Genomic DNA, 26,039 nt, shown 5'->3' with positions numbered 1-26,039 from the left:
GATGCCCAAAGAAGTTTCTTTTTTTGTCGCTTTAAGCGTTGACCTTCAGCATAAAAGGTATCTATTTTTTCCATAGTTTCTTTACGCCATTTTTCTATTCGATCTTTTTTCATAAATTTTGCCAATAAATTCATTAACCAATTAGTTGCTTTTTTAGTCCAATTGTAGGCAAACATGATAGCTAATAAGAAAATTATTGACGAAACATGAATAATAAAACCAATCAGGATAAAAATAGCTAATCCACTAAATTTCGTCATAACCATGTGAAAGCCAAAGCAAATAGTTGTCACATAAGCAAAAAGAACGCAAATTTGATAGATTATAAATTTCATTAATAAAATTGAAGTAGCCCTTCCACCTTCAATTCCCATTTGAATCATTGCAACTAATTGTGAGGGCTGCCCACCAGTAGACATTGGAGTAATAGCATTAAATAAAGCCTGAATTAATGGAATTCTAAAAAAAGACCATATACTTCTTTTAGGTTCATCTTTTCTATGTTCCAAAACAGCAATAATACTTGCTTCAAAAGCATATGAAAACAGCATAACCAAAAGTACTAAAACAAAGAATTCCACGTTAATATTGCTAGCTGCTCTCACCAATTTATCAAGTGCAACAGTTCGCAACTCTTGAAAAATCACAAAACCAGTAATTGCTAATACGACTAGCATCCCAATTAGATGTTTTTTGTTCATTATTTTATTTGTCCCAATTTCTTTCCTAGTTCATATTGTTGAGTGTAAAAGTTTTTCCAAATTTCAGCAAGATGATCTTCAGAATACTGTTCACTAGCTTTTTGAGAGAGCTGCTTATATTTTTGAAGCACAGTAGCATCTTTTTTAGCAAGCTTGACTTTTTCATTTAACTCATCAAAATCTCTTCCTTCAAGATAATAACCATCAATAATAGCTTTGTATAATTCCAAATCTCTCAAAAGTACTGGTGTATTACATGAAAAAGCTTCTAAAACTGACATTGGAAATAACTCATCGTATGAGGGAAGCAAAAATAAATCTGCAATGTTTAGATAATTCACTAATTCATTTCGATCAACAATCCCTGTGAATTTTAGATTTGCAGGAGGATTTTCAACAAGACTCTTAAAATGATCATAACCATCTGTAATTTTTCCAAAAGAAAAACCACCTGCCCAAATAAACTGTATATCTGGATTTGCGATTGCTAACTTGGCAAAATCATCTACACCTTTTCTTTCTTGAACCTGTCCATCACCAAAAATCACGAATTTATCAAGATCGATCCCTAATTTTTTTCTAAAAGCATTTTTTTGTTCTTGACTTTGCTCATAAAACTCACTTTTTGAAACAAAATTTGGAATATATTTAACTTTATCTGGATTAATTCCATGATTAGCTAGCTTATCAATAAATATTGGATTAACAACTACAATTTGATCCATACGATTATAGAAATCAATTACATATTTATAAAATACCTTTTTGGCTGGCTCAGGTAATTTAATGGACCCTTCTAAAGTTTCTGGTAAAAAATGTACGTAACCGATTTTTCGCCCCCGGCTTGGTGAAAAACTATTCGCAAAATACGAGGGATTTATTGTGTGATAATGAGTTAAATCACTTTGACCATAGCGATTAACTGTTACATAAAAATCCTCTACCAATTTTGTACGTAGTAATTTCATTAATTCATTATAAGCTGAACCCACTCCTTGTCCTTGAACAGAATCAGCTTGAGAGAACATATTTATTCTTATCATTATAAAACCTCTAATTTTTGATGATTCTTAATTGCATCTGTATAAAAGTTAACTACATTAGAAGCAAAAGTTTCAGATGAGACTTGTTGCATTTTTTCTTTTTGAATATTTTTGGGTATGGTTGTTTTTCCTCTTTCAATCATTTTTATAATATCTTCTTCAAGTTCTTTTTGAGTAGTGAAAATCATTCCCAAATTAGTATCATCAAATATTTGCTCAGTGTAATCAGTCTTATAAACAACACAAGGAGTTTGTGCCGCTAATGCTTCAATATATGTTAAACCTTGTGTTTCTGTATCACTGGCAGACACAAATAAATCAGCCATTCGATAATAATTACCCACATCTGTATGTTCAACACTACCAGCAAATACCACATAGTTTTCTAAAGTTAACCGAGCAACCTGATCTTTTAAATCTTGCATATCAGGGCCATCACCTGCAATCACAAATTTAACATTTGGAAATCTTTCAATGATCAATGGTAAAGCCTTTATAATATTATTTATTTTCTTTTCAGCAGCTACTCGACTTAAAGTTAGTAAAACAAAATCATTATCACTTAATCCCAGATCCTGACGTACATCGCGCTTAGGATTTTCATTTATTCCTTCTAAATCCACCCCTGTAGGAATAACACGGATCGGAATTTTTACACCATACCTTAAAAGAGTTTTATGGGTCTGCTCACTAGGAGCAATTACACCATCCATATTATGCAAATAAGCCCTAACAAATTGTTTGACGTGGTAAGGTCTCAGTAAGTGTCCATTTAAAACATAATGCAAATAATCCTCATACATAGTGTGATAGGTGTGAATAGCAGGTATATCAAGGCTATGTGCAATGTATTTTCCAATTAATCCCATTGAAAATTCTGTTTGGGTATGGACCACATCTAGCTTGACTTCTTTAGCTATTTTACTAGCTTGAAATAATCCACGGAATGCAATACGTCTATCAGTAAATGAAACAAATGGTACGCTTCCTACACGAAAAACATTGGGTTCAACCGTTCCTTTTGCTACGTGTGGATCTGTAGTAGTAAAAATAAAAACAGAATGTCCCTGCTTTTCTAGAGCATTTTTTAATGTTTGGATTGAAGTTGCCACTCCAGATATTTGTGGAAAATAGGTATCTGTGAAAAGACCAATGTTCATTGTATTACCTCCATATACGAAACATTATACGGGTTGTCAGTTTTACATGCAATTTTGCAAAAAAAAAGACGTGAGTCAAACTCACGTCCTAAGCCAGCCAGAATGTCTGAAATAATAGCGGTGATCGGGGTCGAACCGATACGTCCCAGGGGACACCAGATTTTGAGTCTGACGCGTCTGCCAATTCCGCCACACCGCCATAATTCAATTCAATCAGAAAATTCAGGCGAAGGCGGTGATCGGATTTGAACCGATGATGAGGGTTTTGCAGACCCGTGCCTTACCACTTGGCTACACCGCCATCTTCTGATTTATTAACAAATTGGGATAGTTGGATTCGAACCAACGCATGATGAAGTCAAAGTCCATTGCCTTACCACTTGGCTATATCCCAATGTTAGGGCGGAATGTGGGGCTCGAACCCACGCATGCCGGATCCACAAACCGGTGTGTTAACCGCTTCACCAATTCCGCCGTGATATTTAAAAACAGGGATAGTAGGAATTGAACCCACACTAGCGGTTTTGGAGACCGATGTACTACCTTTATACGATATCCCTATTTAAATGGAGGCCAGTGGATTCGAACCACCGAACTCAGAGAGAGCGGTTTTACAGACCGCCGCGTTTAGCCACTTCGCTAGGCCTCCGAAACGTTACTTAGATATAATACTTGAATTAGAATTCAAATGCAAGCTAAAAATTTAATTTTTTTCAGTAACTAAGTAAGTCTCTAAAAAAACGGCGATCAATACCAACATAAATCCACAATAAGAAATAATTGTCATTTTATTCTCACCTGTTTCTGGAAGAACTTTTACACTTTGCACGTTATCTTTCGGCATATTTATTTTTTTAACAGCAACCTCGTTATTCAGCTTAGTTTCATCATGAACTACTACTGGCAATACGGATTGCTCTTTTTTATTTGAAGAAATGCCTTGATTTTGCACAGAAGACTTTATCTTATTAAAGTTTTGAACTTGCTGATTACTTTTTATAGGATGATATACCACCACATCTGTAATGTTTTGAGCAGCGGGATCAACACTATTTTCTTTAATACTAGTTTTATCTGGAATAAAGCCTTTCAGCTGGGGACTAACAACTTCTTTAAAACTCTGCTTCACTGGAACCCATTGACCACCGGGATTAACAATTATATTATTATCCTCATTTTGAATATCTACTCTTTTAAAGTTAACTATATTTTTATAAGTTGGAGCAGCTTGACTTCCATCTTCATATTGATAGTAGATAGTCTGAGTAACGTTTCGTGTCTGAATAATATTTTTATAATCATTTTTTACTGGGATTGTTTCAGACTGCAATTCATTTGTACTACTAGCTTGAACCCTATTTGTAAACAAAAATCCTAGGCAAGCAAGTGTCCAAATAACAATTGGAATTATTTTCATATAGTTCGGCTTATAAGTTTGGGATGATTTTAGTAACATAATATAACCAGCTTTCATTCTTCTGTGCTCAGTTATATTCTAGCATCATCTTTTTGAGAGTTTAAAAAAAGAGACTTGAAGAATCAAGCTCCTTTTTAAATTGTTATATTATCTTTGTAAATCTTATTTTAATTGAGCAATATGCTTTTTTATAATATCAGCTGACGCACGAAGCTGCTTATCTTCTTGCGGTGTTAATTCTAACTTAATTACCTTTTCTACTCCATTTTTACCAATAATTGCAGGATAACCAATGTATGTTTCTACCTCTGGCAAGTAGACTGAAGTTGGCGCAAACAGTTTAGCATTACTAAAAACAGCTTGTACTAATCTTACTGCACAAGTTGCTACAGCATAAGAAGTATAGCCTTTTCCAAAAGCAACTTTCATAGAGTTTTTGTTGGGCTGTGCACTCAATTGTTCACGCTTTTCCTCATTAAATAATTCGGTTGCCTTTTTACCATTAACACTCACAGTTGACCAAGCGGTAAATTGCGAAGCGCCGTGTTCACCTAAGACAAAACCATTGACATTACGTGGATCTTCATCTAATTCTTCACCAACAATTCTTTGCATTCTAGCTGTATCTAAGAAAGTACCTGTCCCAAAGACTTGCTTTTTAGAAAGTCCCGTTGTCTCTTGCAATATAGTAGAAATTGCGTCGCAAGGATTTGAAATATTTATCAAAATCCCATTAAAGCCACTATCTTTAATTTTCTTACCTACTTCTTTAGCATTAGCTGCATTGATATCAAATTCACCGAAGCGATCACCAGTCTTGACTGTAGCTGCAATATCGCCAAAACTTGTAACAATAATATCGGCATCTTTCAATTCATCCCAATTGTTAGCTTCCACATCTACATAGTAGTTGTTTCTAGCTAAAGTATCTCTTAAATCATTATACTCAGCTGTAGATTTCTTTTCGTTTTTGTCTAACAAAACCAAGCTATCCACAATACCATGGGTAAACAATGTATAAGCAACCGTAGCTCCCACATGTCCCATTCCGATAACTGCAACTTTTCTCATATTCTTTGCTCTTTTCTAAAAAATATAGATTACATGTTCAGAATACTCTATTTCTTTAAAAAATTATACACATAAACAAAAAAACTCAGACCTTCGTCTGAGCTTATCAAGGATTGGGTTAGCTGGATTCGAACCAGCGCATGATGGTACCAAAAACCATTGCCTTACCACTTGGCTATAACCCATTTGATTGAACTTTTACTTGTTGTTCAATGTAACCAGTTGAACTCTCATTCAACACTAACTAATATAGTAAAGTTTAAGCTCTAAGTCAACTATTAAATTAAAAAAAATCAATTTTTTTATAAACCTGAATTTACTAACAAACTTTGGTTATAATGAAATAATAAAAGTATGGAGGTAAATTTATGACTGCCAAAATTATCTTTAGCGATATTGATGGAACTTTAATTAACTCTGATTTACAAGTTACTCCTAAGACGCGAGATGCAATCAGAAAACAAATTATGGATGGTAATTTATTTGTACCTGTCTCTGCTAGAATGCCTAAAGCTATTATGACTGCTGCTGGGCAAATTACTAATAGCTGTCCGTTAATTGCTTATAATGGGGCTTTAGTCTTAGATGAGATGGGCAAGCCTCTTAATTCCCAGTTCATGAAAGCATCTACTGCTGCCGAAATTTGCGAGTTCATTGAACAGCAAGACGGTGATACTGCATGGAATGTATATAGTGGATACAATTGGTTTTCTTCATTAAAACCTAATTCCCGCGTAAAACGCGAAGAAGAAATTGTCGAAGTTAAATCTTTACCTGTTTCTATCGATCATATTAAAGAATTAAAAGGTGTCCACAAGGTCTTGTTAATGGGTGAAGCTAACGTATTGGATAAGTTGAAGCCGGTTTTAGAAGAAAAATATCCTGAACTTTATCTTGTAAAATCTGCTCCTCACCTCCTGGAGATTATGATTAAAGGTGTTAAAAAAGGTGTAGGCGTGAAAGTGATGGCTCAAGCTTTTGATGTTGCAATGAAAGACACTTGGGCATTTGGAGACAACTATAATGATGAAGATATGTTAGAAGTTGTCGGACATCCCGTTTTAATGGGTAATGCACCAGAAGACTTAAAAAAGAAGTTTTCTAATGTCACCTTAGATAATAATCACGATGGCATCGCCGAAGCATTATCAAAGATGTCTTAATCACTATCTTTTGTTACAAAATGTAATAATCCATTCAAATAGCTTAATACCAAGCTTTAAGGTCAATTTATCCTTTGCAAAAAGCGTTATATTTTACAAATACGACGCTTTTTTTCATATCTTTATAATGGTTAAGACTTGGTTTTGTAATGGTTCTGAAATATTGAGCATGTAGTATAAAGGCTGTCAGTTAAGAAAAGACTATTAAAGAACTTACAAATGATTAAATCAAAGGAGAGTTTATTTTGAATAAATTCAAGTCCGCATTAATTAAATTATCTGCAGGTACTGCAATTGCCTTTACCGGTTTGGTTGCTGCTAACACTGCTAATACTTCTTCTAACCAAGTACAAGCTGCTACAAGCCAAGTTGTAACTGTTAACTACGTACCTGGTTATGGAATCGCAGTTTGGAACAACTTCCAAAACGGTCAAACAACTGGCCAATACTTAAAGCATGGTTCAAGCTATAAAGTAGTTAAGTCAGCTAAGGATGCTCAAGGCAATACTTGGTACGACTTAGGCTTAAATCAATGGATCATGGCTAAATATACTGTTAACGGTGTCGTTCGTACCCAAGCAGCTGTTTCACAACCAGTTAACAACGCTGAAGCTGCTGCAAAGAACTGGATCGCAATGCGCGAATCTGGTGGCAATTACAATGCACGTAACGGTCAATACATCGGTAAATATCAATTATCTGCCGCTTACTTAGGCGGTAACTACTCACCAGCTAACCAAGAACGTGTTGCTAACAACTATGTTAAATCACGTTACGGTTCTTGGGTAAATGCTAAGAACTTCTGGATTAGTCACGGCTGGTACTAAAAAATATATTCGCTTACAACAAAACGCTGAAATTAATTTCAGCGTTTTTTATTATCTTCATTTTTGATAGAAAGAGCTGTTAACGTAATTGAATCACGTAACAGCTCTTTTTGTGTAAGTTAAGCGTCAAATCTTATTTAATCAATTTAGTATAGTTTTCAGGAATCCATTGTACTTGTGTTCCTAAACGATAATATGTTTTATTATTAATCGTCTTTTTGCCAAAAATCTTATATGAAGAATTCTTGGCAACAAAGGTTGATTCTTCGTTGCCTAAGTATCTTCCTTTACTATCAGTCAATTTTACTTTTCCTTGACCTTTATAGACAACTTTTAAAATTCCAGCACATGGAATTTCTTCACTATTATTCTTAGTATTCAAGTATTGTGTTTGAATCCATAAGTCAGCATTTGCAGTTTGGATTCTAGAATATGAAACTCCATTAATCACTTTATTATCAAATACCTTTACTTTGGTTCCATCATTAATATGCATGTGTGTAAAAATAACTCTGCCATTGTTTATCGTCCAGACATTAACACCGTAGCCAGGTACATAGTTTACTGTTTTTTCAGCACCAGTAACTTCAGGAAGAGTTTCAACAATGGTATTAGCATCTTGTCCCGGATTTACAATGATTTCTGGTTCTTTACCTTTAATTGAAGTAACAACTGCAGCATAATCAGAGTCATCTGAGACAATTTTTAATTCTTGTTTTTTATCCTCAACTGGGACATTAATAGTAAATTCACCCTTACCACCAACAACCGCAGTTGCAATAACTTTATTGCTTTTTACATTAACTACGCTCATAACCATAGAGCCCTCAGCTGCAGCATCAGCTACTTTTCCAGAAATATAAGCTATCGTATTGTCGCTATTGTAATTTACAGCATTTAAGGTAATCTTTTTTGAACCAGTTGGAGTAGTTGGCTTTTCATGATGATCAGGATCAGTGTCTTCATCAGGCTTAGCATGCTTATTTGGATTTAAGCTTTCAGGGGTTAACAATCCTAATTTATTCTTTAAATCTAGGATCCGTTTAACAGAGGCATTGATTTGATTCTCCTTTATCTTTCCCTCTTTAACAGCCTGGACAATTTCTCCAATTCCAGTTGCATAATCAGAAGTCATAATCATATCATTACCTGCCATCACAGCTAACACATCAACGGGAAGATTACCGTGTTGCTTTGCAAAATCTGTAATTGCGCCCATTTCTAAGGCATCAGTAACAATTAGACCGTTATAATGGCAATAATCTCTGATTAATCTATTCATCTTTGCAGATAGCGAAGCTGGATAAATTGGATCAATTTTATCATAAATTACATGTGTCACCATTACTGAATCGGCCCCTGCTTGCATGCCTGCAATAAATGGTAACATATCATTTTTTTCAATATCAGCCAAAGAATCATGACGAGTAGCAAAACCTGTATGCGTATCAGCAGCATCCCCATAACCTGGGAAATGTTTTAAAGTAGATGCGATCAGATTATCATGTTGCCATGCTGGTACTACTTGCTTAATATAGTCTGCTGTAGCTTGATAGCTTCCACCACCAAAGGTACGATCATAAATAAATCCCCCAGTGGTATTACTATAATCAGCATCTGGTGCATAATTCCAGTTAATGCCTAATTGACGCAAAAGCGTTGCGTTTTCTCGGGCATATTTAAGAACTACTTCCATTCCCGAACCTGGTTTTGCTTTTTCCGCATCCTCATACTGCTTACGCGGAAAAGCAAATTGATCACCATTTTGAGCAACAAGACCACTGTGAGTTAAACGTGATACCAAACCTCCTTCTTGGTCCACCCCTACGAGTAAGGGAGTTTGAGCTGAGTTCTGATATCTTTGCATCTTTTGTTTAAATTGATCCTGAGTTAACCCCTTTAGATCGGCATCATACACAATCAATCCTCCCAAATTATACTTAGCAACATCTTGCTCTGCTTGTCCTGGAGTTTGTGGAGTTCTTGACACATACATTTGACCAACTTTTTGTTCAAGGGATGCATTGTCAATATATTGATTAATTTGTTGCTCAGTAACGCCCTGGTCTGCTGCCTGTGTTTGATTTTGACTGCTTAACAAACATCCAACAGCAACAGATAAACCAGATATCACTGTAAAGATAGTTTTGTTTATCCTATTCATAAGTCTTCCTTTCTATTTTCTACTTACACCTCCGTTTGACTAAATTACTATTCTTCCTTCTAGTTGCTCTAGTCCAATTATAGCGCTTACATTATTTCTTTAAAAATAATATTTATATGCGTATATTATAATTTTATTCTTATTCACTTGCTTATTTAACGGTCATAAACCAGCAGTATCGAAAGAATGTATAGCATTTCTAGCAAAAAAACGGAGGATGCCTCCGTTTTTATCTCTTTATTCTAAATTTCTAGCCGGCCAAACTGTATCAACTAATTCAACCTTACCATCATTTTCGCTTAACTTGGCAATCTCGCAATTAGCTAATGAACTAAAATTACGTCCTGAATCATGTCTTCTAATATACTGAGCCAAAATATCTCCATGTCCCACAATCAAAATAGTTTGCGCATGAATAGCTTCTTTTAGAATTTTGACCATTGCTTTTTCCATGCGCGCAACCACTTCATGATCAGGTTCCATGCTTGCTACAAAATCGCGGCTTTCACCATAATGCCATGGCAATGTATATTGATCTTGTCCTTCATACATACCATAGCTTTTTTCTCTTAAATCCTTCATTCGCTTATAAGCAAGCTTATTATCAGTAACAATTTCTAAAGTATCACTTGCTCTTTCTTGAGTTGAACAAAACGCCATATCAAACTCAATATTATTTTTTTGAAACCATTCTCTGGCTTTTTGAGCTTGTCGAATTCCCAACTCAGTCAGTGGTGAATCAACTCTGCCTTGTACTTTTTGATGTAAATTAAAAAATGTTTGACCATGGCGGACTAAATAAATAGTTTTCATGACTTTCCCCTTCTTTTTTTACATCTAAATATCATATCATGAAAATCATTTTTTCTGTTTCTATTTTTAGTTCTGAGTTTGTTATTAATTAATGTTTTTCTCAAGCAAGCTAACGCCCCTTATTTTTGTCTTTTAAATTACTGGTGATATTTATATTGTATTTTGTTATTTTACGTGCTCGATATTCTTTACTACTTAAGCATTTCTAAGTACATAATTATAATCGATTTGTTATCGAATTATGAAAATATGTTGTATAATACTCGATGAAAAGAGATAAAGTTTAAGTTAGGGAGGACAAATTATTATGTTGTCTAAAAATAATTTTAACGAGAAAATAAGACAAATGGATGAGAAGAAAGACCACTTCTCCATTCGTAAATTAACTATAGGAGCTGCATCTGTTTTAATCGGGATGACTTTTATCGGGATTAACGGTCATACTGTCTATGCAGCAGATGAATCCACTTCTGCTGACAACAACCAAACTTCTAAAGTTGTTCAAAGTGAAGATAAAGCAACTGATAAAACAGCGGAAAGTCAAAAGAATATTATCTTAGATACAAAATCCGCAAACACTTTACAAAACTCAACTTCTCTCCAAACTAACGAAAAAAATACCACTATTCTCTCTACTAAAGATAGTGATAAAAAAGCCGAAGTATCAAAAGCATCTCAAGATAATTCTCAAGTTGAAGCAGCAACTAAAACAAAGGTTTCTGATTCAAAAGATAATAAAGATGCCAAAAGTCTAGTTGAAAAAACAGCATCAGATAAAGTAAAGCAAGCTACAACTGATAAAAAGGATGTTAAGACTGCAACCAAGCAAGCAAATACTCAATACAATGTTGATGATTGGGACGGCAATCTCAACGATGAAACTCACGAGTATACTTTAACTGGCTACCATGGCGAAGATAAGCAAAATATTTACATTCCAAATACCTCAGACTTTAACAACGCTGGCAAAATTTCTAATAACGACAAAGTCTACATCACTAAAGATTTAATGAAGACTATCTCTAAAGCCGGCGCAACTCAAATCGTTATTGATAGTGATGGCAGCGATGACAAGAACAAAGTTTACGCTAAAGGTGATTGGACTGCAGCTTTTGCCGATTCATCAACTTTAAAGAGCGTTGATCTTAGTCATTTAGACACTAGTGACGTTACTAATATGACCAGCGCATTTCAAAATGATCTTGTATTAGAAGATGCCAACTTAAGTGGATGGGATATCAGTAAGATTACAAGCTTCAACAATATGTTTTCTGGTGACAACGTACTTTCTGACGTCAATTTCGGTGGCTGGGACTTCGGAAATAATCCTACGATGTCCAATATGTTCGATTGGACTTGGCAAGTTAAAAATATCGGTTTAACTGGCACTAAAAATGTAACTCAACCCATCTTAAGTAAATATGTCGACGGTTTAAGAAATTCTCACGCTACATCCGTCGATTTAGGTAAACTTAACCTATCTCCTGATATCACCAGTTTGCGTGGTTTATTTACTAATGACAGTAGTCTTGAAAATGTTGATTTCACTGGTTTTGATGCAAGTCATATTACTGATATGGGCAATATGTTTTATGGTGATGGTAACTTAGTTAACGTTAACCTTGGCAACTTAAACTTTGAAAATATTAAAACAGATGGAATGTTTGCTTGGGCTAATAACAACATCAAAAACGTCAATATTACTAACGCTAAAAACATTTCTTCTGATATCTTAAACGAATATACTTCAAGTCTTAGAAATAGCAAAGTTACTTCCGTAAGCCTCGGTGGAATTAGTCTTTCTCCTAAAGTTACTAGTATTTCAGGTTTACTAAGCAACATGCCTGATCTTGAAAACGTCGACCTCTCAGGATTTGATGTTAGTCATATTACTGATATGGGTAATCTCTTCTATGGCGATACTAAATTAACTAAAGTGAACTTTGGCAACTTAGATTTTGCAAATATCCAAACAAGTGGCATGTTTGATTGGTCAAATGGCAATAATATCAAAGAAATTAATATTGCTAATACCAAAAGCATCCCTCAGGCTATCTTTAATGAATACATCCGCAGTTTAAGAAATACTAATGCTACGTCGATAAGCTTTACAGGATTAAACCTTTCACCTGACATTACGAGTTTAGCTGGTGCGCTCAGCAATATGGCCAGTCTAAAGCACGCTGATCTTACTGGGCTTAACCTCAATAACATTACCAATTTAGCTGGTATATTTACAGGTGATCAAAATCTTGAAAGCGTAAACTTGAGCGGCTTAGATTTTGCAAAAACTAACACGTCCGGTATGTTTAACTGGGCCGGTAATAGTATTGCTGACGTGAACATTACTAATACCAAAAACATTAGTAGTGATATTCTCAATGAATATGTCCTTAGCCTAAAAAATACACACGCTAAAACAGCTGACCTCTCTAATATTAATCTTTCAGCTAAGGTAACAAGTTTAGCTGGCTTGTTTAGCAATATGACTGATCTTGAGAGCGTAAACTTAACAGGACTTGACACTAGCCACATCACCGACATGAGTTCAATGTTTTATAACACTCCGAAATTAACGAAGATTATTGGAATTGAAAATCTAGACACTCATAACGTTACAAATATGGGTGGTATGTTTGAAAGTGTAATAAACACAAATACTAATCCACAAGAATTTCAATCACTTAACCCTCACGGTAGTTTAACTGACCTTGATCTATCAAATTGGGATGTATCTAATGTAACTAACATGTCTTATATGTTCGGCGGTCAAGGCAAATTAACCAAGCTTGGTGATTTATCACATTGGAACACCAGCAACGTTACTAACATGTCTGGTATGTTCTTTGGCTTGAACAACTTACCAGATGAGGCACTTCAAAATCTCAACTGGGATACTTCCCAGGTCCGTGACATGAGCTACATGTTTGCCAGAATGACTAAGCAAAAAGATTTGAGCTTTGTTAATAACTGGAACACTTCTAAAGTCACTGACATGAGTTATATGTTCTTCCGTGATCCTGCTCTTGAAAAACTTGACTTATCGAACTGGGACACTAGCAGCGTTGGCTTAAAAAAGACTGCTCAAAATTACAGTTTAGCTGATATGTTTGCTAACGATATATCCTTAACTTCAGTTGGTGATCTTTCACATTGGAACACTTCTAATGTACATGACACTCGTGCAATGTTTTACGATACTCCTAAGTTAGAGCAGATAGATTTAAGTGGTTGGGATACTGGTAAGTTAGAAATTGCTGAAGGTATGTTTAACTACAGCGGTGCAAAATATATCGGTTTAAACAACTGGGATCTTAGTCACATCAAACGTCTTAATGGCAACGGCTTAGTTAATGAAAACGGAACATTAGGCGGCGTTGAAAATATGTTCAAGAACTTTTATAACAATGCAGTTATTTCTATGAACAATATTTCTTTGCCAGATGCTAAGAACGCATTTGTCATCACTGACTTTGCAGGTACCCACCCAATTGTGGTAATTGCCAATGGTAAAAATGGTGAGGCATTACCTACTTTACTCGCTGTCAACAATCAAACTTGGACTGATAAAAACAAAAATAATGTTACTGGTCGTCAAAACTCTGACATATTAACTTTTGTTAGAGCTGACAATGATCAAGAACTTTCACAACATGGTTTGAACTTTATCTTCACTAATTTAAGTGATATGCAAGATTACTTCAATCAAGAAACTGGTGTCAATGTTGTAAAGACCGATCTTGGCGACTTAGTCCATGACTGGGATGAAAAAGCTGACACTGTCGACGGACACCTTAAGACAGCTAACAGAGTTTCACCTTCTGCTTCTTATGATCCATATAACAATCCAAATGGCATTGAAGATGTAGTAAATGGCAATACATTAGCAAGTTTAATGACTAGTGTATATAAATTGAACATTGTAAGTCCTAAGATAACTATCCAAACTAAGAAGCCTACTAGAACCATCATCATCGAAAATCCTGATGGTACTACTTCTACTAAGACTCAAAGCGTTGAATTTACTCGCACTATCACCACGCATGTCGATGGAACTGAACAAATTTCTAACTGGACTCCAGCTAAAGGTCAATGGGATAAGTTCGACATTCCTGCTATCAAAGACTATGATTCTTACGTTGATGGAACTAAGGCTACCGTAATTGACGCGGCTAACGTTAATGTTGACACTGCTAACGTTACTGTCAAAGTTACCTACAAGTCTAACGTAGTTAAATCTACTGAAACTAAGAAGCCTACTAGAACTATCATCATTGAAAACCCTGATGGCACTACTTCTACTAAGACTCAAAGTGTTGAATTCACTCGCACTGTTACCAAACATGCCGATGGCTCAATCGAATATGGTGCTTGGACTCCAGCTAAGGGTCAATGGGATAGTTTTGATATTCCACAAATTAATGGTTACAACTCTTATGTTGGTCAAGATCAAGTATCCACCATTCAAGCCGTAAGTGTTGACCCATCAACTGCTAACGTAACGATTACTGTATCTTACATTAGCATCGGAGATAACAACGGCGGTGATGACAACACTCCAATAGTTCCACCAGTAACTCCTGATACTCCACGTCCACTTCCTGAAGTACCAGATCAACCAGTTACCCCAGATAAGCCAACTACTGACGATGATTCCAATTATCCAAAGCCTCATGGCGAAAAGATTCCTGACAAGGAAACTGTACCAACTCAAACTAAGCAAGAAGTTAAATACGTTGCTCCTAAGGCTATCCATATAAGCCAAGAAAGTAAATCTACTTCTCAAGAAAAAGAAGATAAAAATACTTTGCCACAAACTGGTGAAAAGCAAAATAACCTAGGTATCTTAGGCTTAGCATTAATGGCACTTGCAAGCTTAGGCCTTGTAGATAGAAAACGTCGTAACAAATAATTTTATTAAGTATTACATATAAAAAAAGACGATCATCAACGATCGTCTTTTTTGTTACCAAAAGTTTCAAATTTAAATTACAAAATTAATCTTCAACTTCAAGTTTATCTCTCCAAGATTTAGCACCTTTAAGAGCTTTATTCAAGTTTTCAATGTTTTGCTTACCTTCAGTAGAAAGCCACTTGCGTCCTACTTGCTCTCCCTGAGCAGCAAACGGCTTAATTGCTGGCTTCCAAGTTGCACGGCCGCAAAGAACGCCATTGAAGTTTGCACCCGCTTGCTCAGCCATTTTAATTTCAGCGATGAATTCTTCTGAAGTTACACCGGCTGATAAGAAAATGTAAGGTAAGTCAGTTGCATCTGATTGCTTTTTCAATAGCTTCTTAGCTTCATCTTGGGAGTAAACAACGTTGTTATCACCGTTAAAGCCTTCAACATATTTGATGTTAAATGGCATTTCAACTTTTAATACACTCACATTATAACGTGGATCAGAAAATTCCTTCATAGTCTTAATGACTTTTTCAGGCTTAACTTTAGCATATTCTTCACCTTTAGCATCATCAATATTTGCGTCATAAGTCAATAATTCTAAAAATAATGGCAATTCATTTGCTTTAGCTTCTGCTCCAACTCTTTCAACAAATGCACGCTTTTTGTCATTAATTTCAGCAGATTCATCTGGATCATAGTAAAGTAAGAATTTAATTGCATCTGCTCCTTCTTCTTTGATTCTCAAACCAGATTGGTCTTCAATCAAATCACACATTCTACCTGGTTCAGTGGTATCATAACCAGTTTTTTCATACGCTAAGAGCAAACCACAATTCTTATCTCTTACTTTTGTTGCCGGAAGCCCATATTCTGGATCTGTCAAAATAGCAGATGCATAAGGGGTTAATTCCTCTGATACTGCTTTTTTAAAATCAACTATCGTTGTTTCATCAGCCGGCTTGTTAGCAGCTTGTGCTAGCATTTTCTTCAACGATCCCCGTTGATCAATAGCCAAAGCACTGATGATACCGTCTTGAGTTGATAAATTATCCATATGTTTTGCAACTTGAGCTGAAATCTTTTTCATAAATTGTTCTCCTTTAACCACTTTAACCGCACATCTATATTATAAACTTGTACCAACCATTTTTAAAGTAAACGATTACATATTTTATCAAATATTTTAAAAATTACTGATATTATAGTATTTTTATTTCAATATGGTTCCTACCACTATGAATTGATGATAAAATTAAAGTGTAAATATAGAAAAAGATTTTTTTACAAGGAGGCATTTATGTCTTTTATATACACACTTCGCTATTCATTCGATCCAAGAACTAACACCAAAGAGCAAGATGAAAGGTTATATAGATTCGTTAAAAAAGCTAAAATCGATGATGTTGCGTTCTTTATTAACGGTGAAGAATTAAATCATAGTCATTTAACTAAAGCGCAAACTCAAGTCTGGCTAGATGCCATTAAGCCAATTCAAAAAAAGTTAGCTGAATTAGGCGTCACAACGAGCCTCAATCCTTGGACAACTATAATGCACTCAGATCGTGGCTATCATGTGAATCCTGAAATTGGTTTTAGAACCTTTGTCGATATTAACGGTGATCAAGCCCAAGACATGGCTTGCCCGGCTGATCCTACTTGGAGAAAGTACATTACCGAACGCTATGCTCAATACGCTTCCATTCATCCTCGGAGATTATGGATGGAAGATGACTTTCGTCACTACAATCACACTCCACTTAAGTTAATGTGTTTTTGTGATTATCATATGAAGATTTATCAAGAAAAGCTTGGTAAAAAAGAAAGTCGAGCAGAATTTGTCAAAAACATGCTAAAACCTGGCAAACCTACTGCTGAACGTAAGATTTATTTAGATCAAGCCCGCAAAGAAATGATTAAAAACGAAAAAATGATTGCTGATGCAGTCCACAAGATCAGCCCTAAAACTGATATGGGGCAAATGACTTCATTTCCTGACTGGCACGCAATTGAGGGCAGAGATTGGAATGAATTATTTGATGCTCAAGGTCTCAACCATCCACGTGTCGCTCGCCCGCACCTGCCTGCATATAATGAAGTGGCGCCAAACATTTATGCTAGAAGCTTCGAAGAATACAGCCGCATCACTGCGGCTTACTTAGGCGATGAGGCTGAGCTTTATCCAGAACTAGAAAACTCAATGTGGACTCCTCAAGTTAAGTCCAACCGGTTTATTGCCTTTCAAATTATCACTAGTGCCTTAATTGGTGCACGTGGAATCATGCTCAACTTGTTTGACATGATGGGCAACGGCATCAACGACCACTGGCACTATGATACGATGCTGGCAAAAATTAAGCCATTTGCAACTAAGTTAAAAGAAAATCGCTTAAAGATGCACAACTTAAAAGGTATCAAAGTCTTAGTTGATCAAGATTCAGCTTATTCTATCCATACAACAAAAGGACAAGCACCCGAAGAAATGCTGCCACATGAAAAGAACTGGGCAAGTTTACTTGCAAGCTTTGGTTTTGCAACGACGATTTTACCGATTCAATCAGATATGCATTTAAAGGGGCAAACAATTGCAATCGCTGGTCAACTGCTGCGTAACTTTACGAATGAACAAATTACCGAGCTGCTTAAAAACAATACGGTCTTTCTCGATGGCGAAAGTATTCAAGTAATCTTAGATCGTGAATTGGACAGCTTGCTTCACATTCATAAAGCCGCCTGGCACCCATGTAAGACGGGATATCAGTCATTTGAACAAGCTGATGGCTTAACAGTTCAAGGCGTCAAGAATCCTCGGGTTACCATGAATCAACACACTGGTAACTATCTCAAGATTGATTATGATCATGATAGCGACGTTAAAGTATGGTCTTGGGCATATTCATCTTTAGATGAAAAATTAGGCGCCTTCATGACTGTTATCGACAAACACATCATCTTGATGCCAATGGACCAAGATCCAAAGCATGGCTGGGAATCACAATTCTCCACTTACAAACAAGGCATTATGCAGCAAATCGCTTCATCAGTTGCTCCAATCGATTATCTCGATGTTGATATGTCAAATGTTAAATTGAATGTTCAATCTGACGGTAAAGTCGCTTGGATTTCTAACTTCTCACTAGACAGCTACGATAAAATTAAGTGGCACGTTTCTCACTTAACTTCTCAAAAAGCCACTTTAATTCGCTACCACCAAAATGGTGTCGGCGTTGAAGAAATTGATATTGATTTAGATGGCAAGCTTGCCACAATCAATGAAAAATTAGAGCCGCTTGAAACTATTCAATTAATTTTTAAATAGATAAAACAAATACGCTGAGTAAATTTTAAATTCTCAGCGTATTTTTGTGCTCTATTTTGTTAATTGATTATATTTGGCTCCATTTGGCAGGCTAAATTCCAGATTCTTATAGCCATCCCAACTTGTTTGCTGGTCAGCAAGCTTAGTTTCTTCATTCACAACTGCAGCCGGCCTTAATCCCAATGAATTTCTGACTTGCTTAGAAATATCATTTAATTGGTCAGGCATTGCAATTTGAAAATCAATACCATCAATTTTGGCATCTTTTCCTCTTAATTGCTCGTTATAAGTTGAATTCATAGCTGGCGCATAATTTTTATACAAGACACTCAGATTATCTAAAGGCACATCAGTACGTACTCCATCTTTAATTGCCATTAAAATCTTATTAGCAGCAATCAAATTACCTTGGTTTTTAAATTTTTTGATTGAGCTAATCAATATTTGTTGACCACGTCTTTGACGGCCATAATCATTATCTGGATCATCATAGCGCATCCGGCTATATCCTAACGCTTGTTTACCATTTAGTTTTTGATAACCCTTGCGATATTTATGTCCATCGAAAGTAAAGGTAAACGGATTGTTAACCTCAACGCCACCAACAGCATCAACTACTTTCTCAAGACTTCCCATATTTACTAAGGCAAAATAATCAACTGGTACATCTAATAACTCACTAACTTGCTTTTTAGCCAATTTATCTCCACCAATGGCATAAGAGGCATTTATTTTTTCATAAAGACTGCCATGAGAAGTATTAATTTTAACTAAAGTATCGCGTGGAATTGCCGTCATTACAGTTCTTCTTTGGGTCGGATTGATCGTAATTAATTCTAAAGTATCCGTATTGCCCGCATAAGAAGTTCCGCGTCCCAAGGCTCCAACATCAGTCCCCATCACTAAAATTGAAATAGGCTTGCCTTGTTTTAATTTTGCAACATCTTTGGCGCGATGATTAGTCGAAATATTGTTAGTCACAGATTTAACATAGCCATATCCTGCTCCAACTAGTGCAACTACAAGAATTAGTAAAATAGAAATAATCCATATAAAATGGAACTTTTTTTGATTTGACTTATTGTTCATACTCATCCTCTTTTCTTTGCCTTAAGGGTAACAAACTATTTCATTACCAAAAGAAGATTTGATATCTTTTTAATAAATCTTTATTATGATATAAAATTTTTATATATCTCATTCAAAAACTAGATAACTCTTTAGATTAAATATCTTTCCTTTCTTAAATACCAAGCTTTTACTAAGCTGGTTAAGAAAATATATAGCAGCAATAAAATTAAGACTAATACTAAGAAATAAGCTGGGATGGGACCGAACTTCATTGATTTGGCCACAGGCAAAATAAATGGTAGTAGCGTGCCAATAAGAGCCATTCCAATTGTAGCTATCATCACAGCAAAAGTTGCTTTTTGCTGAATAAAAGGCATTTTAGGATCTCTGAGAGCATGAATCACCATTTCTTGAGTCCACAATGACTCAATGAACCAACCAGTACAAAAAATAAGGCTAAAAAGTAACTTTTGACTACTAGTTGCCTGGGCATATGTGGTTCCGACTAATTGTGGACAAACTAAGAAAAATAGGACTGCAAACGTAATCACATCAAAAATTGATGAAATTGGTCCAAAATAAAACATAAACTTAGGTAATTTTTTAGTGCTCCACTTTCTTGGTTCTGAAAGATAAGCGTTATCCATCTTATCAAATGGAATGGATAAGCAGCTTGTTCCATACATCAAATCTAAAATTAACAACTGAACTGGCAGCATTGGCAAGAATGGTAAGAAAGCTGATGCAACTAGTAAAGATAAAATATTTCCAAAGTTAGAAGATAGAGTAATTTTAATGTATTTCATAGTATTGCCAAAAACCTGGCGACCTATTTTGACAGCCTTTTCTAATACTCGCAAATCTTTGTGAAGCAAAATAATATCGGCGGACTCTTTAGCAATATCAACCGCACTATCTACTGAAATCGCCACATCACTTGCCTGCATAGCAGGGGCATCATTGATACCGTCACCCATGTAAGCGACAGTGTGGCCATCTTTTCTTAAAAGCCCGATAACTTGAGCTTTTTGCTCAGGAGATAACTTAACAAAAACATCACATTCTTGCACTATTTTCATTAATTCAGTGTTACTTTTATTTTCTAAATCCTGGCCTTGATAAACAGTTTTCACACTAATTCCTACTTGATTTGCGACATTTCTGGTTACAGCTTCATTGTCGCCGGTTAAAATTTTAACTTTAATGCCGTCGTCTTTTAATGCTCTCAACGCTTGCTTAGCACTTGGTTTTGGTGGATCAAGAAATGCAAGAAAGCCAACTAAAATAAGGTTAGTTTCATCGTTAACATTTAATTCACCGCTTAGGATCGGATTTTTCTTATAAGCAAGCAATAAAACTCGCAATCCTTCACGATTCATCTCTTCAATTTTAGCTAAGATATCTTCCTTAGCTGCTTTATCTAATATGGTGATCTTATCGTTTACTTGCTTATAGCGACTGCAAGCTAGCATTTCTTCAGCGGCTCCCTTAGTCACTAATACACGCTCACCACTCTTATTTTCCACTACTACACTTAATCTACGGCGCTTAAAGTCAAAGGGAACCTCATCTATTTTTTGAAAATCGTTTTTAATTTTCAAGGTATCGATTTTGGAATCAGTAGCTTTGATAATGGCTTCATCCATCAGATCTTTCATCCCTGTTTGATAAAAACTATTCAAAAATGACGTTTTCAAAACTTGCTTATTTTGCTTCAAATTCAAATCATAGTGTCGCTCTAAAATAACTTTATCCTGAGTTAAAGTACCGGTTTTATCAGTGCACAAAATATCAGCTGAACCAAAGTTTTGAATGGAGCTCATCTTTTTGACTATCGTATCATGCTTGGCCATCTCAACTGATCCCTTAACTAAATTGCTTGTGACAATTACTGGCAGCATTTCAGGAGTTAATCCTACAGCAGTAGCAATAGCAAAGATCAAAGCGTTAAACCAATCTCCCTTAGTCAAACCATTGATCAAAAAAACAAGTGGCGTAATAACTGCAGTCATTAACAATAAGATCTTAGAGATATTTTTGATACCAATATCAAAAGTAGTTGCTTGTCCTTGATTTTGATCTAAGCTTTGTGCTAATTTACCAAAAACAGTTTCCTCCCCTGTTGCAAAAACAACTCCAACACCTGAACCTGAGACAATATTAGTGCCTTCATAAACAATATTGGGATAATCTAAATAATTCTGATTTATACTTGGTTTTTGATTTGCACTTTTTTCAACAGGGCTAGATTCACCATTTAATGAACTAGCTGAGCAAAATAGATCTTTGCTTTCAATTAAACGCATATCAGCCGGAACTAAATCACCAGCAGCTAAGGTTACAATATCGCCTCTTACTACTTGCTGAGTTGACAGTTCCTGGTCTTTTTGATCTCGTTTAATGTTGCAAGTAACTGAGACCATATTGAGCAGACTATTTACAGCATTAGTGGTTCTAATATTTTGGATAAAACTAGTAATGCCTGAAATTAAAATCATGGCTAACATAATAATCACAGTGCTAAGGTCCTTATCACTGCTGCTAGCTAATAAATAATTTGTAAAAAATGACAAGGCAGCTAATAATATCAATACTCCGGTAAAGGGTGTCAAAAAAGCTTCACCTAAAAAATATAACTTAGAATGGTGACTTTTATTTGAAACTTCATTTGGACCGTATTTATCTAATCGTTTTTTAGCTTGGCTTGAATTTAGTCCATCTAGCGAAGTATCGAAAGTCCTTAATACTTCGTTTACGTCCTTATTAGCAAGCTTTCTGACTAAAGCTACATCTGTTTTTGCACGTTTTCTTGAGTCGATTTTGATCATTCTACTTTCTCCCTCTAAGAATTCAGCAAATAAACAAAAAAGACCGACGCATAAACTGCATCGGTCTCTTAGCAAGCTTTGATTCACTCGTCGTTCAGTTTTAACACTACGTAACGTAAAGTCTTATGACTAGCTGATTGGGAAAAGCCTTAAGTCGACAGTTCCTGTTTAACCCATTGGCATCTCTGGATGTTGCTGGGCACCAGCATATATTTACGTAGGAGTCTCACCTAACAGTTTATTTGCATACCAATATTTAATTCGTCTTTAGCTTATAATCCAAGCTAGCATTTTTCAACTATGTTTAATAAATCTTTACCTTGATATAAAATTTTTATATATCTTATTCAAAAATTAAATAACTTATAACAAAAAAATCTACTGACGTAAAAATCAGTAGATTTTTTAATATCTAGTTATTCATTTAGCTACTTTTTCATGTTAGCGAGCATTTGGTTAATATCAACAATTCCAGCCTTAGCAGCGGTAACATAGTCACCATCGTTACCAATCATTTGGCTGTTGAGCCATTCAATTACCATTGCTAAGTTCATACCAGCAATCAAGTGAATATTATCATTGCCGCTCATAATTAGACGACTAACAGTATTAGCAGGAGTACCACCCATCAAATCTGCAAAGACAGTAATTTCAGGTTCTTCAAAATCCTTAATCGTGTCTTCAAATTTCTTTTGAAAGTCTTCTGGACCTTCTTCAGGTAGTAAAACAACAGTGTGAACGTGGTCTTGCGGACCCATGATTAATTCAGCACTTTTTTTAACTTCTTCAGCCATTTTGCCATGACTAATCAAAACTAAATCTTTAGCCATTATAATTTCCTTTCTCTCAGTTAGGCTTTAGCAATAATACCTAAACCACCGAGAACTACACATAATACTAAAACAATTAAAATTGCCTTAGTGGAAGTCATTTTCTTTCTTCCTAGTAACCAGTATACAAAACCTACAAGTAAAGCTGGTAATAATTTAGGAATAATCATGTCCAAGTTGTTTTGGATATCCATCGTAACCTTACCAATATGTGGTACCCAAGCAAACTTAATGTTGATCATAGTAGCAACTAAAGCACCAACCATGAACACACCTAAAACAGTAGCTGAGTCAGTCAATGCGTTCAAACGATCACGCATATCAGTAACTAATGAAGTACCTTGTTCATAAGCAAAGTGTAATTGTTTCCAACGGAACACACAGATTGCTAAGTTAGCAATAATCCAAATAATTACACCGATTGGGTTTCCTTCAGCAGCCATTGAAGCAGCCAATGCACCAAAGATAGTTGGAATTAATGCGGCAAAGATTGAGTCACCAATTGCGGCAAATGGTCCCATCAAACCAACCTTTAAACTGGCTACAGTTTCACGACTTTCGATTCCTTCGTGTTCTTGCATTGCCAAGTCAATACCAGTAATAATGGTGTTGAAGAAGTTTGAAGTGTTAAAGAACTGAGTTTCAGTCTTCATCATTTCTTTTAATTCTGGAGACTTATCACCATAGATCTTACGAAGTTGTGGAAGCATGGTGTATAAGTAACCAGTGTTTTGCATTCTTTCATAGTTCCAACCTAATTGGAATCCAAAAAGAGATCTTCTATTAATTTGATTAAAGTCTTTTTTAGTTAACTTATAATTTAATTTAGAGTTCGTCATCAGTGATCTCTCCTTCGTCATTTGCGTCTGAACTAGTCTTTTCTACGCTTTGTGAAGCATCTGAAGCATTTGAGGACTTAGCCTTTGACAATGGAATGCCCTTGTAGTGCAAGATAGCAAGTCCCAATCCCAAAAGTGCGATTGCAAGCATTGGTAAACCATTAAATACAGTAGTGAAGCCTTTGCTTGCAGCAGCAAGTCCAGTACCTAAAGTTTGGATGTTAGTAAACATTGTTGCGAATAATGTAGTTACTGTGAAACCTAAAATTAAGTATGCAATATGCTTTTTAACTGGTAGGTATCTCAATAAGATTGCAAAACCAACTGCAGGTAATGCAGCACCAGCAACTGTTAAACCAGTTCCTAACCACTTCCAGTCGCTGTTTAAAGCGTTAGCGATATTTTGAACTAAGCCACGTCCAAATGCTAAAGCAACGAATACTGGAATGGCACGTGATAATGCCCAAGGAATAGCACCATACAGGAAGTTTCTTTCAATAGCCTTGTAGTTTTGTTCATCAATAAAGTGGTCAATTCTGTGAGCAAAGTAAGTGTTTGTAAATCTTGCTAAAACGTCCAATTGAACCATGATAGCAGCTACAGGAACAGCAATTGAAGAAACTGCTGCTTGCCAACTTAAACCACTAACACTTACAGAAAAGGCTGTTGCTAAAACAGTACCAGTTGTTGCATCGATCTTAGATGCACCACCGAAGGTACCAACACCTAAAACCATCAACTGCATTGCTGCACCAATCATCAAGCCTTTTCCCATGTCGCCCATGATAATTCCAGCAACTAATCCTGCACCAACAGGAGTGTTCAATGATGAATAAATTTGCAATTCATCTAGAATTTCATAACCCGCATATAGGGTTAACAATAGTATTTGCCACCAAGCAATCATAATGACCCTCCTACTTTAACTTTTCGTTCAACAATTTCATAAAGTCGTGAGAATCATCACTCGGGGTAAGTTGTGCAGTGATGTTTACGCCTTTATCTGCAATTTGTTTAAAATCATTAACGTCTTTTTCTTCAACGTTAATCTGTTTGGTGATAGATTTAGTGGTATCAGTTTGTGACATGGTACCAACGTTTAAAGTATCTAATTTCACTCCATCGTTAAGCAATGCTAAAAACTCGGCTGGTTTTTTGGCAACTATGAAAACTCTTTGATTTCCATAGCGATGTTTATTTAAGTGATCTGCAGCAACCTTAGCCTTTAAAACACTCAATCTAGTCGTCATTGGAGTTGCCATTCTTAAGCCGCTTTTTTGAATATCATTATCAGCTGCTTCTTCATCAACAACAATAATACGATCAGCCTGAAGCTTTGGTGTCCAAAGATTTGCTACCTGACCATGGACTAATCGTCCATCGATTCGAGCTCCTACTATACTCATAATTTCCCTCCGAACTGTTAAAAATGCTTCCAGATATTATATGAAAGCGCTTAACTTACAATTAAATAATAAGGTACCAACCAGTTTTTGTCAACTGGTTCACACCAATTTTTTGAAATTATTTTCTATATCTGGATACACCATTTAAATATGTTTCTACCAGGCTCATATCATCGTCCAAAACGACGAAATCTGCGTCATGGTCTGGCTTGATGATACCACATTTTCTGGTCATGGACATACTTTTTGCAGGAACATAACTAGCCATCATTACTGCATCTTCCGGTGTAACAACATTCCAGTTAACCAAATTCTTTACAGCATCTTTAAGTAATAAAATACTTCCAGCCAAGCTGTTATTAGACTTCAATCTTGCCATGCCATCTTTTACATACACTGGCAATTCACCTAACATGTAGTCGCCATCTGGCATTAAGCCTGCCTGCATACAGTCAGTAATTAGGGCAATATGCTCAGGTCCTCT

At 35.7% G+C, this 26,039-nt stretch carries 19 protein-coding genes, 7 tRNA genes and 1 riboswitch; of the genes, 4 read left to right on the top strand and 22 right to left on the bottom strand.

Translation table 11 applies throughout. From position 1 onward, the window contains the following. The 12 genes from Q0Y70_RS05520 to Q0Y70_RS05465 form a co-directional block, all read right to left on the bottom strand. A partial coding sequence (locus Q0Y70_RS05520; RefSeq protein WP_297817890.1) for a lysylphosphatidylglycerol synthase domain-containing protein occupies positions 1-701 on the bottom strand: 701 nt, incomplete at its 3' end. Beyond that, a complete protein-coding gene (locus Q0Y70_RS05515) occupies positions 701-1,744 on the bottom strand; it encodes a glycosyltransferase family 4 protein (protein WP_297817888.1) in 1,044 nt (347 codons plus the stop codon). The genes Q0Y70_RS05515 and Q0Y70_RS05520, both read right to left, overlap by 1 nt. After that, positions 1,744-2,904 (bottom strand): glycosyltransferase family 4 protein, encoded by a 1,161-nt coding sequence (locus Q0Y70_RS05510; protein ID WP_297817885.1) that lies wholly within the window; start codon positions 2,902-2,904, stop codon positions 1,744-1,746. The genes Q0Y70_RS05515 and Q0Y70_RS05510 overlap by 1 nt, the downstream gene beginning before the upstream one ends. Before the next feature lie 115 nt (positions 2,905-3,019). After that, positions 3,020-3,103, bottom strand: a tRNA-Leu gene (locus tag Q0Y70_RS05505). 31 nt (positions 3,104-3,134) lie between these two features. Beyond that, positions 3,135-3,205, bottom strand: a tRNA-Cys gene (locus Q0Y70_RS05500). 21 nt (positions 3,206-3,226) lie between these two features. After that, positions 3,227-3,298 (bottom strand) — tRNA-Gln (locus Q0Y70_RS05495). Between the two features lie 7 nt (positions 3,299-3,305). Beyond that, a tRNA-His gene (locus Q0Y70_RS05490) sits at positions 3,306-3,378 on the bottom strand. A 15-nt stretch (positions 3,379-3,393) separates the two neighbouring features. Then, positions 3,394-3,464, bottom strand: a tRNA-Trp gene (locus tag Q0Y70_RS05485). Between the two features lie 7 nt (positions 3,465-3,471). Continuing rightward, a tRNA-Tyr gene (locus tag Q0Y70_RS05480) sits at positions 3,472-3,553 on the bottom strand. Positions 3,554-3,607: 54 nt separating this feature from the next. Then, positions 3,608-4,360: a mucin-binding protein gene (locus Q0Y70_RS05475; RefSeq protein ID WP_297817882.1), complete on the bottom strand. Its 753-nt coding sequence runs from the start codon at positions 4,358-4,360 to the stop codon at positions 3,608-3,610. 123 nt (positions 4,361-4,483) lie between these two features. Further along, positions 4,484-5,392 (bottom strand): L-lactate dehydrogenase, encoded by a 909-nt coding sequence (locus Q0Y70_RS05470; protein WP_297817879.1) that lies wholly within the window; start codon positions 5,390-5,392, stop codon positions 4,484-4,486. Between the two features lie 113 nt (positions 5,393-5,505). Next, positions 5,506-5,577, bottom strand: a tRNA-Gln gene (locus Q0Y70_RS05465). A gap of 183 nt (positions 5,578-5,760) precedes the next feature. On the opposite strand from Q0Y70_RS05465, the gene Q0Y70_RS05460 reads away from it, so the two are divergent. After that, complete coding sequence (locus Q0Y70_RS05460; protein ID WP_297817877.1) at positions 5,761-6,555, top strand: Cof-type HAD-IIB family hydrolase; 795 nt, start codon at positions 5,761-5,763, stop codon at positions 6,553-6,555. A 293-nt stretch (positions 6,556-6,848) separates the two neighbouring features. Beyond that, positions 6,849-7,382 (top strand): peptidoglycan-binding protein LysM, encoded by a 534-nt coding sequence (locus Q0Y70_RS05455; protein WP_297817893.1) that lies wholly within the window; start codon positions 6,849-6,851, stop codon positions 7,380-7,382. Positions 7,383-7,515: 133 nt separating this feature from the next. On the opposite strand, the gene Q0Y70_RS05450 is transcribed toward Q0Y70_RS05455, so the two are convergent. Continuing rightward, complete coding sequence (locus Q0Y70_RS05450) at positions 7,516-9,546, bottom strand: glycoside hydrolase family 3 N-terminal domain-containing protein (RefSeq protein WP_297817874.1); 2,031 nt, start codon at positions 9,544-9,546, stop codon at positions 7,516-7,518. 237 nt (positions 9,547-9,783) lie between these two features. After that, positions 9,784-10,359 (bottom strand): histidine phosphatase family protein, encoded by a 576-nt coding sequence (locus Q0Y70_RS05445; protein WP_297817871.1) that lies wholly within the window; start codon positions 10,357-10,359, stop codon positions 9,784-9,786. A gap of 307 nt (positions 10,360-10,666) precedes the next feature. On the opposite strand from Q0Y70_RS05445, the gene Q0Y70_RS05440 reads away from it, so the two are divergent. Then, positions 10,667-15,271 carry a BspA family leucine-rich repeat surface protein gene (locus Q0Y70_RS05440; RefSeq protein WP_297817868.1) on the top strand — a complete coding sequence of 1,535 codons (4,605 nt, stop codon included), beginning with the start codon at positions 10,667-10,669 and terminating at the stop codon, positions 15,269-15,271. Positions 15,272-15,356: 85 nt separating this feature from the next. Here the strand turns inward: Q0Y70_RS05440 and Q0Y70_RS05435 are convergent, their stop codons facing one another. After that, positions 15,357-16,352 carry a tagatose 1,6-diphosphate aldolase gene (locus Q0Y70_RS05435; protein WP_297817865.1) on the bottom strand — a complete coding sequence of 332 codons (996 nt, stop codon included), beginning with the start codon at positions 16,350-16,352 and terminating at the stop codon, positions 15,357-15,359. Positions 16,353-16,562: 210 nt separating this feature from the next. Between Q0Y70_RS05435 and Q0Y70_RS05430 the strand changes: the two genes are divergently transcribed. Then, entirely contained in the window at positions 16,563-18,581 is a 2,019-nt protein-coding gene (locus Q0Y70_RS05430; protein WP_297817862.1) for a hypothetical protein, read from the top strand. A 51-nt stretch (positions 18,582-18,632) separates the two neighbouring features. On the opposite strand, the gene Q0Y70_RS05425 is transcribed toward Q0Y70_RS05430, so the two are convergent. The 7 genes from Q0Y70_RS05425 to Q0Y70_RS05395 all read right to left on the bottom strand — a co-directional run. Then, a complete protein-coding gene (locus tag Q0Y70_RS05425) occupies positions 18,633-19,670 on the bottom strand; it encodes an LCP family protein (protein WP_297817859.1) in 1,038 nt (345 codons plus the stop codon). Positions 19,671-19,801: 131 nt separating this feature from the next. Next, complete coding sequence (gene mgtA / locus Q0Y70_RS05420) at positions 19,802-22,480, bottom strand: magnesium-translocating P-type ATPase (RefSeq protein ID WP_297817856.1); 2,679 nt, start codon at positions 22,478-22,480, stop codon at positions 19,802-19,804. A gap of 78 nt (positions 22,481-22,558) precedes the next feature. Further along, positions 22,559-22,725: riboswitch (M-box (ykoK) riboswitch) on the bottom strand. A 183-nt stretch (positions 22,726-22,908) separates the two neighbouring features. Beyond that, positions 22,909-23,310, bottom strand: a complete 402-nt coding sequence (locus Q0Y70_RS05415) for a PTS sugar transporter subunit IIA (RefSeq protein WP_297817853.1) — start codon at positions 23,308-23,310, stop codon at positions 22,909-22,911. Positions 23,311-23,330: 20 nt separating this feature from the next. After that, on the bottom strand, positions 23,331-24,149 hold the full coding sequence (locus tag Q0Y70_RS05410; RefSeq protein WP_297817850.1) for a PTS system mannose/fructose/sorbose family transporter subunit IID: 819 nt from the start codon (positions 24,147-24,149) through the stop codon (positions 23,331-23,333). Beyond that, entirely contained in the window at positions 24,136-25,056 is a 921-nt protein-coding gene (locus tag Q0Y70_RS05405; RefSeq protein WP_297817846.1) for a PTS sugar transporter subunit IIC, read from the bottom strand. Before Q0Y70_RS05405 ends, Q0Y70_RS05410 begins: the two co-directional genes overlap by 14 nt. Before the next feature lie 10 nt (positions 25,057-25,066). After that, positions 25,067-25,555: a PTS sugar transporter subunit IIB gene (locus tag Q0Y70_RS05400; protein ID WP_297817843.1), complete on the bottom strand. Its 489-nt coding sequence runs from the start codon at positions 25,553-25,555 to the stop codon at positions 25,067-25,069. A gap of 118 nt (positions 25,556-25,673) precedes the next feature. Further along, a partial coding sequence (locus tag Q0Y70_RS05395) for an amidohydrolase family protein (protein ID WP_297817840.1) occupies positions 25,674-26,039 on the bottom strand: 366 nt, incomplete at its 5' end.

This window comes from uncultured Lactobacillus sp. (assembly GCF_947367085.1).
Lineage (GTDB): Bacteria > Bacillota > Bacilli > Lactobacillales > Lactobacillaceae > Lactobacillus.
Note: the sequence above shows the minus strand (reverse complement) of the source record. Positions and strands in the feature narration are given on the sequence as shown.

Bases quoted from the DNA above. Each gene is read 5' to 3' on its own strand.
- Q0Y70_RS05470 (WP_297817879.1), bottom strand. From the start codon at position 5,392: ATGAGAAAAGTTGCAGTTATCGGAATGGGACATGTGGGAGCTACGGTT.
- Q0Y70_RS05450 (WP_297817874.1), bottom strand. From the start codon at position 9,546: ATGAATAGGATAAACAAAACTATCTTTACAGTGATATCTGGTTTATCT.
- Q0Y70_RS05510 (WP_297817885.1), bottom strand. From the start codon at position 2,904: ATGAACATTGGTCTTTTCACAGATACCTATTTTCCACAAATATCTGGA.
- Q0Y70_RS05415 (WP_297817853.1), bottom strand. From the start codon at position 23,310: ATGGCTAAAGATTTAGTTTTGATTAGTCATGGCAAAATGGCTGAAGAA.
- Q0Y70_RS05475 (WP_297817882.1), bottom strand. From the start codon at position 4,360: ATGTTACTAAAATCATCCCAAACTTATAAGCCGAACTATATGAAAATA.
- Q0Y70_RS05440 (WP_297817868.1), top strand. From the start codon at position 10,667: ATGTTGTCTAAAAATAATTTTAACGAGAAAATAAGACAAATGGATGAG.
- Q0Y70_RS05435 (WP_297817865.1), bottom strand. From the start codon at position 16,352: ATGAAAAAGATTTCAGCTCAAGTTGCAAAACATATGGATAATTTATCA.
- Q0Y70_RS05400 (WP_297817843.1), bottom strand. From the start codon at position 25,555: ATGAGTATAGTAGGAGCTCGAATCGATGGACGATTAGTCCATGGTCAG.
- Q0Y70_RS05410 (WP_297817850.1), bottom strand. From the start codon at position 24,149: ATGACGAACTCTAAATTAAATTATAAGTTAACTAAAAAAGACTTTAAT.
- Q0Y70_RS05430 (WP_297817862.1), top strand. From the start codon at position 16,563: ATGTCTTTTATATACACACTTCGCTATTCATTCGATCCAAGAACTAAC.
- mgtA (WP_297817856.1), bottom strand. From the start codon at position 22,480: ATGATCAAAATCGACTCAAGAAAACGTGCAAAAACAGATGTAGCTTTA.
- Q0Y70_RS05445 (WP_297817871.1), bottom strand. From the start codon at position 10,359: ATGAAAACTATTTATTTAGTCCGCCATGGTCAAACATTTTTTAATTTA.
- Q0Y70_RS05405 (WP_297817846.1), bottom strand. From the start codon at position 25,056: ATGATTGCTTGGTGGCAAATACTATTGTTAACCCTATATGCGGGTTAT.
- Q0Y70_RS05460 (WP_297817877.1), top strand. From the start codon at position 5,761: ATGACTGCCAAAATTATCTTTAGCGATATTGATGGAACTTTAATTAAC.
- Q0Y70_RS05425 (WP_297817859.1), bottom strand. From the start codon at position 19,670: ATGAACAATAAGTCAAATCAAAAAAAGTTCCATTTTATATGGATTATT.
- Q0Y70_RS05515 (WP_297817888.1), bottom strand. From the start codon at position 1,744: ATGATAAGAATAAATATGTTCTCTCAAGCTGATTCTGTTCAAGGACAA.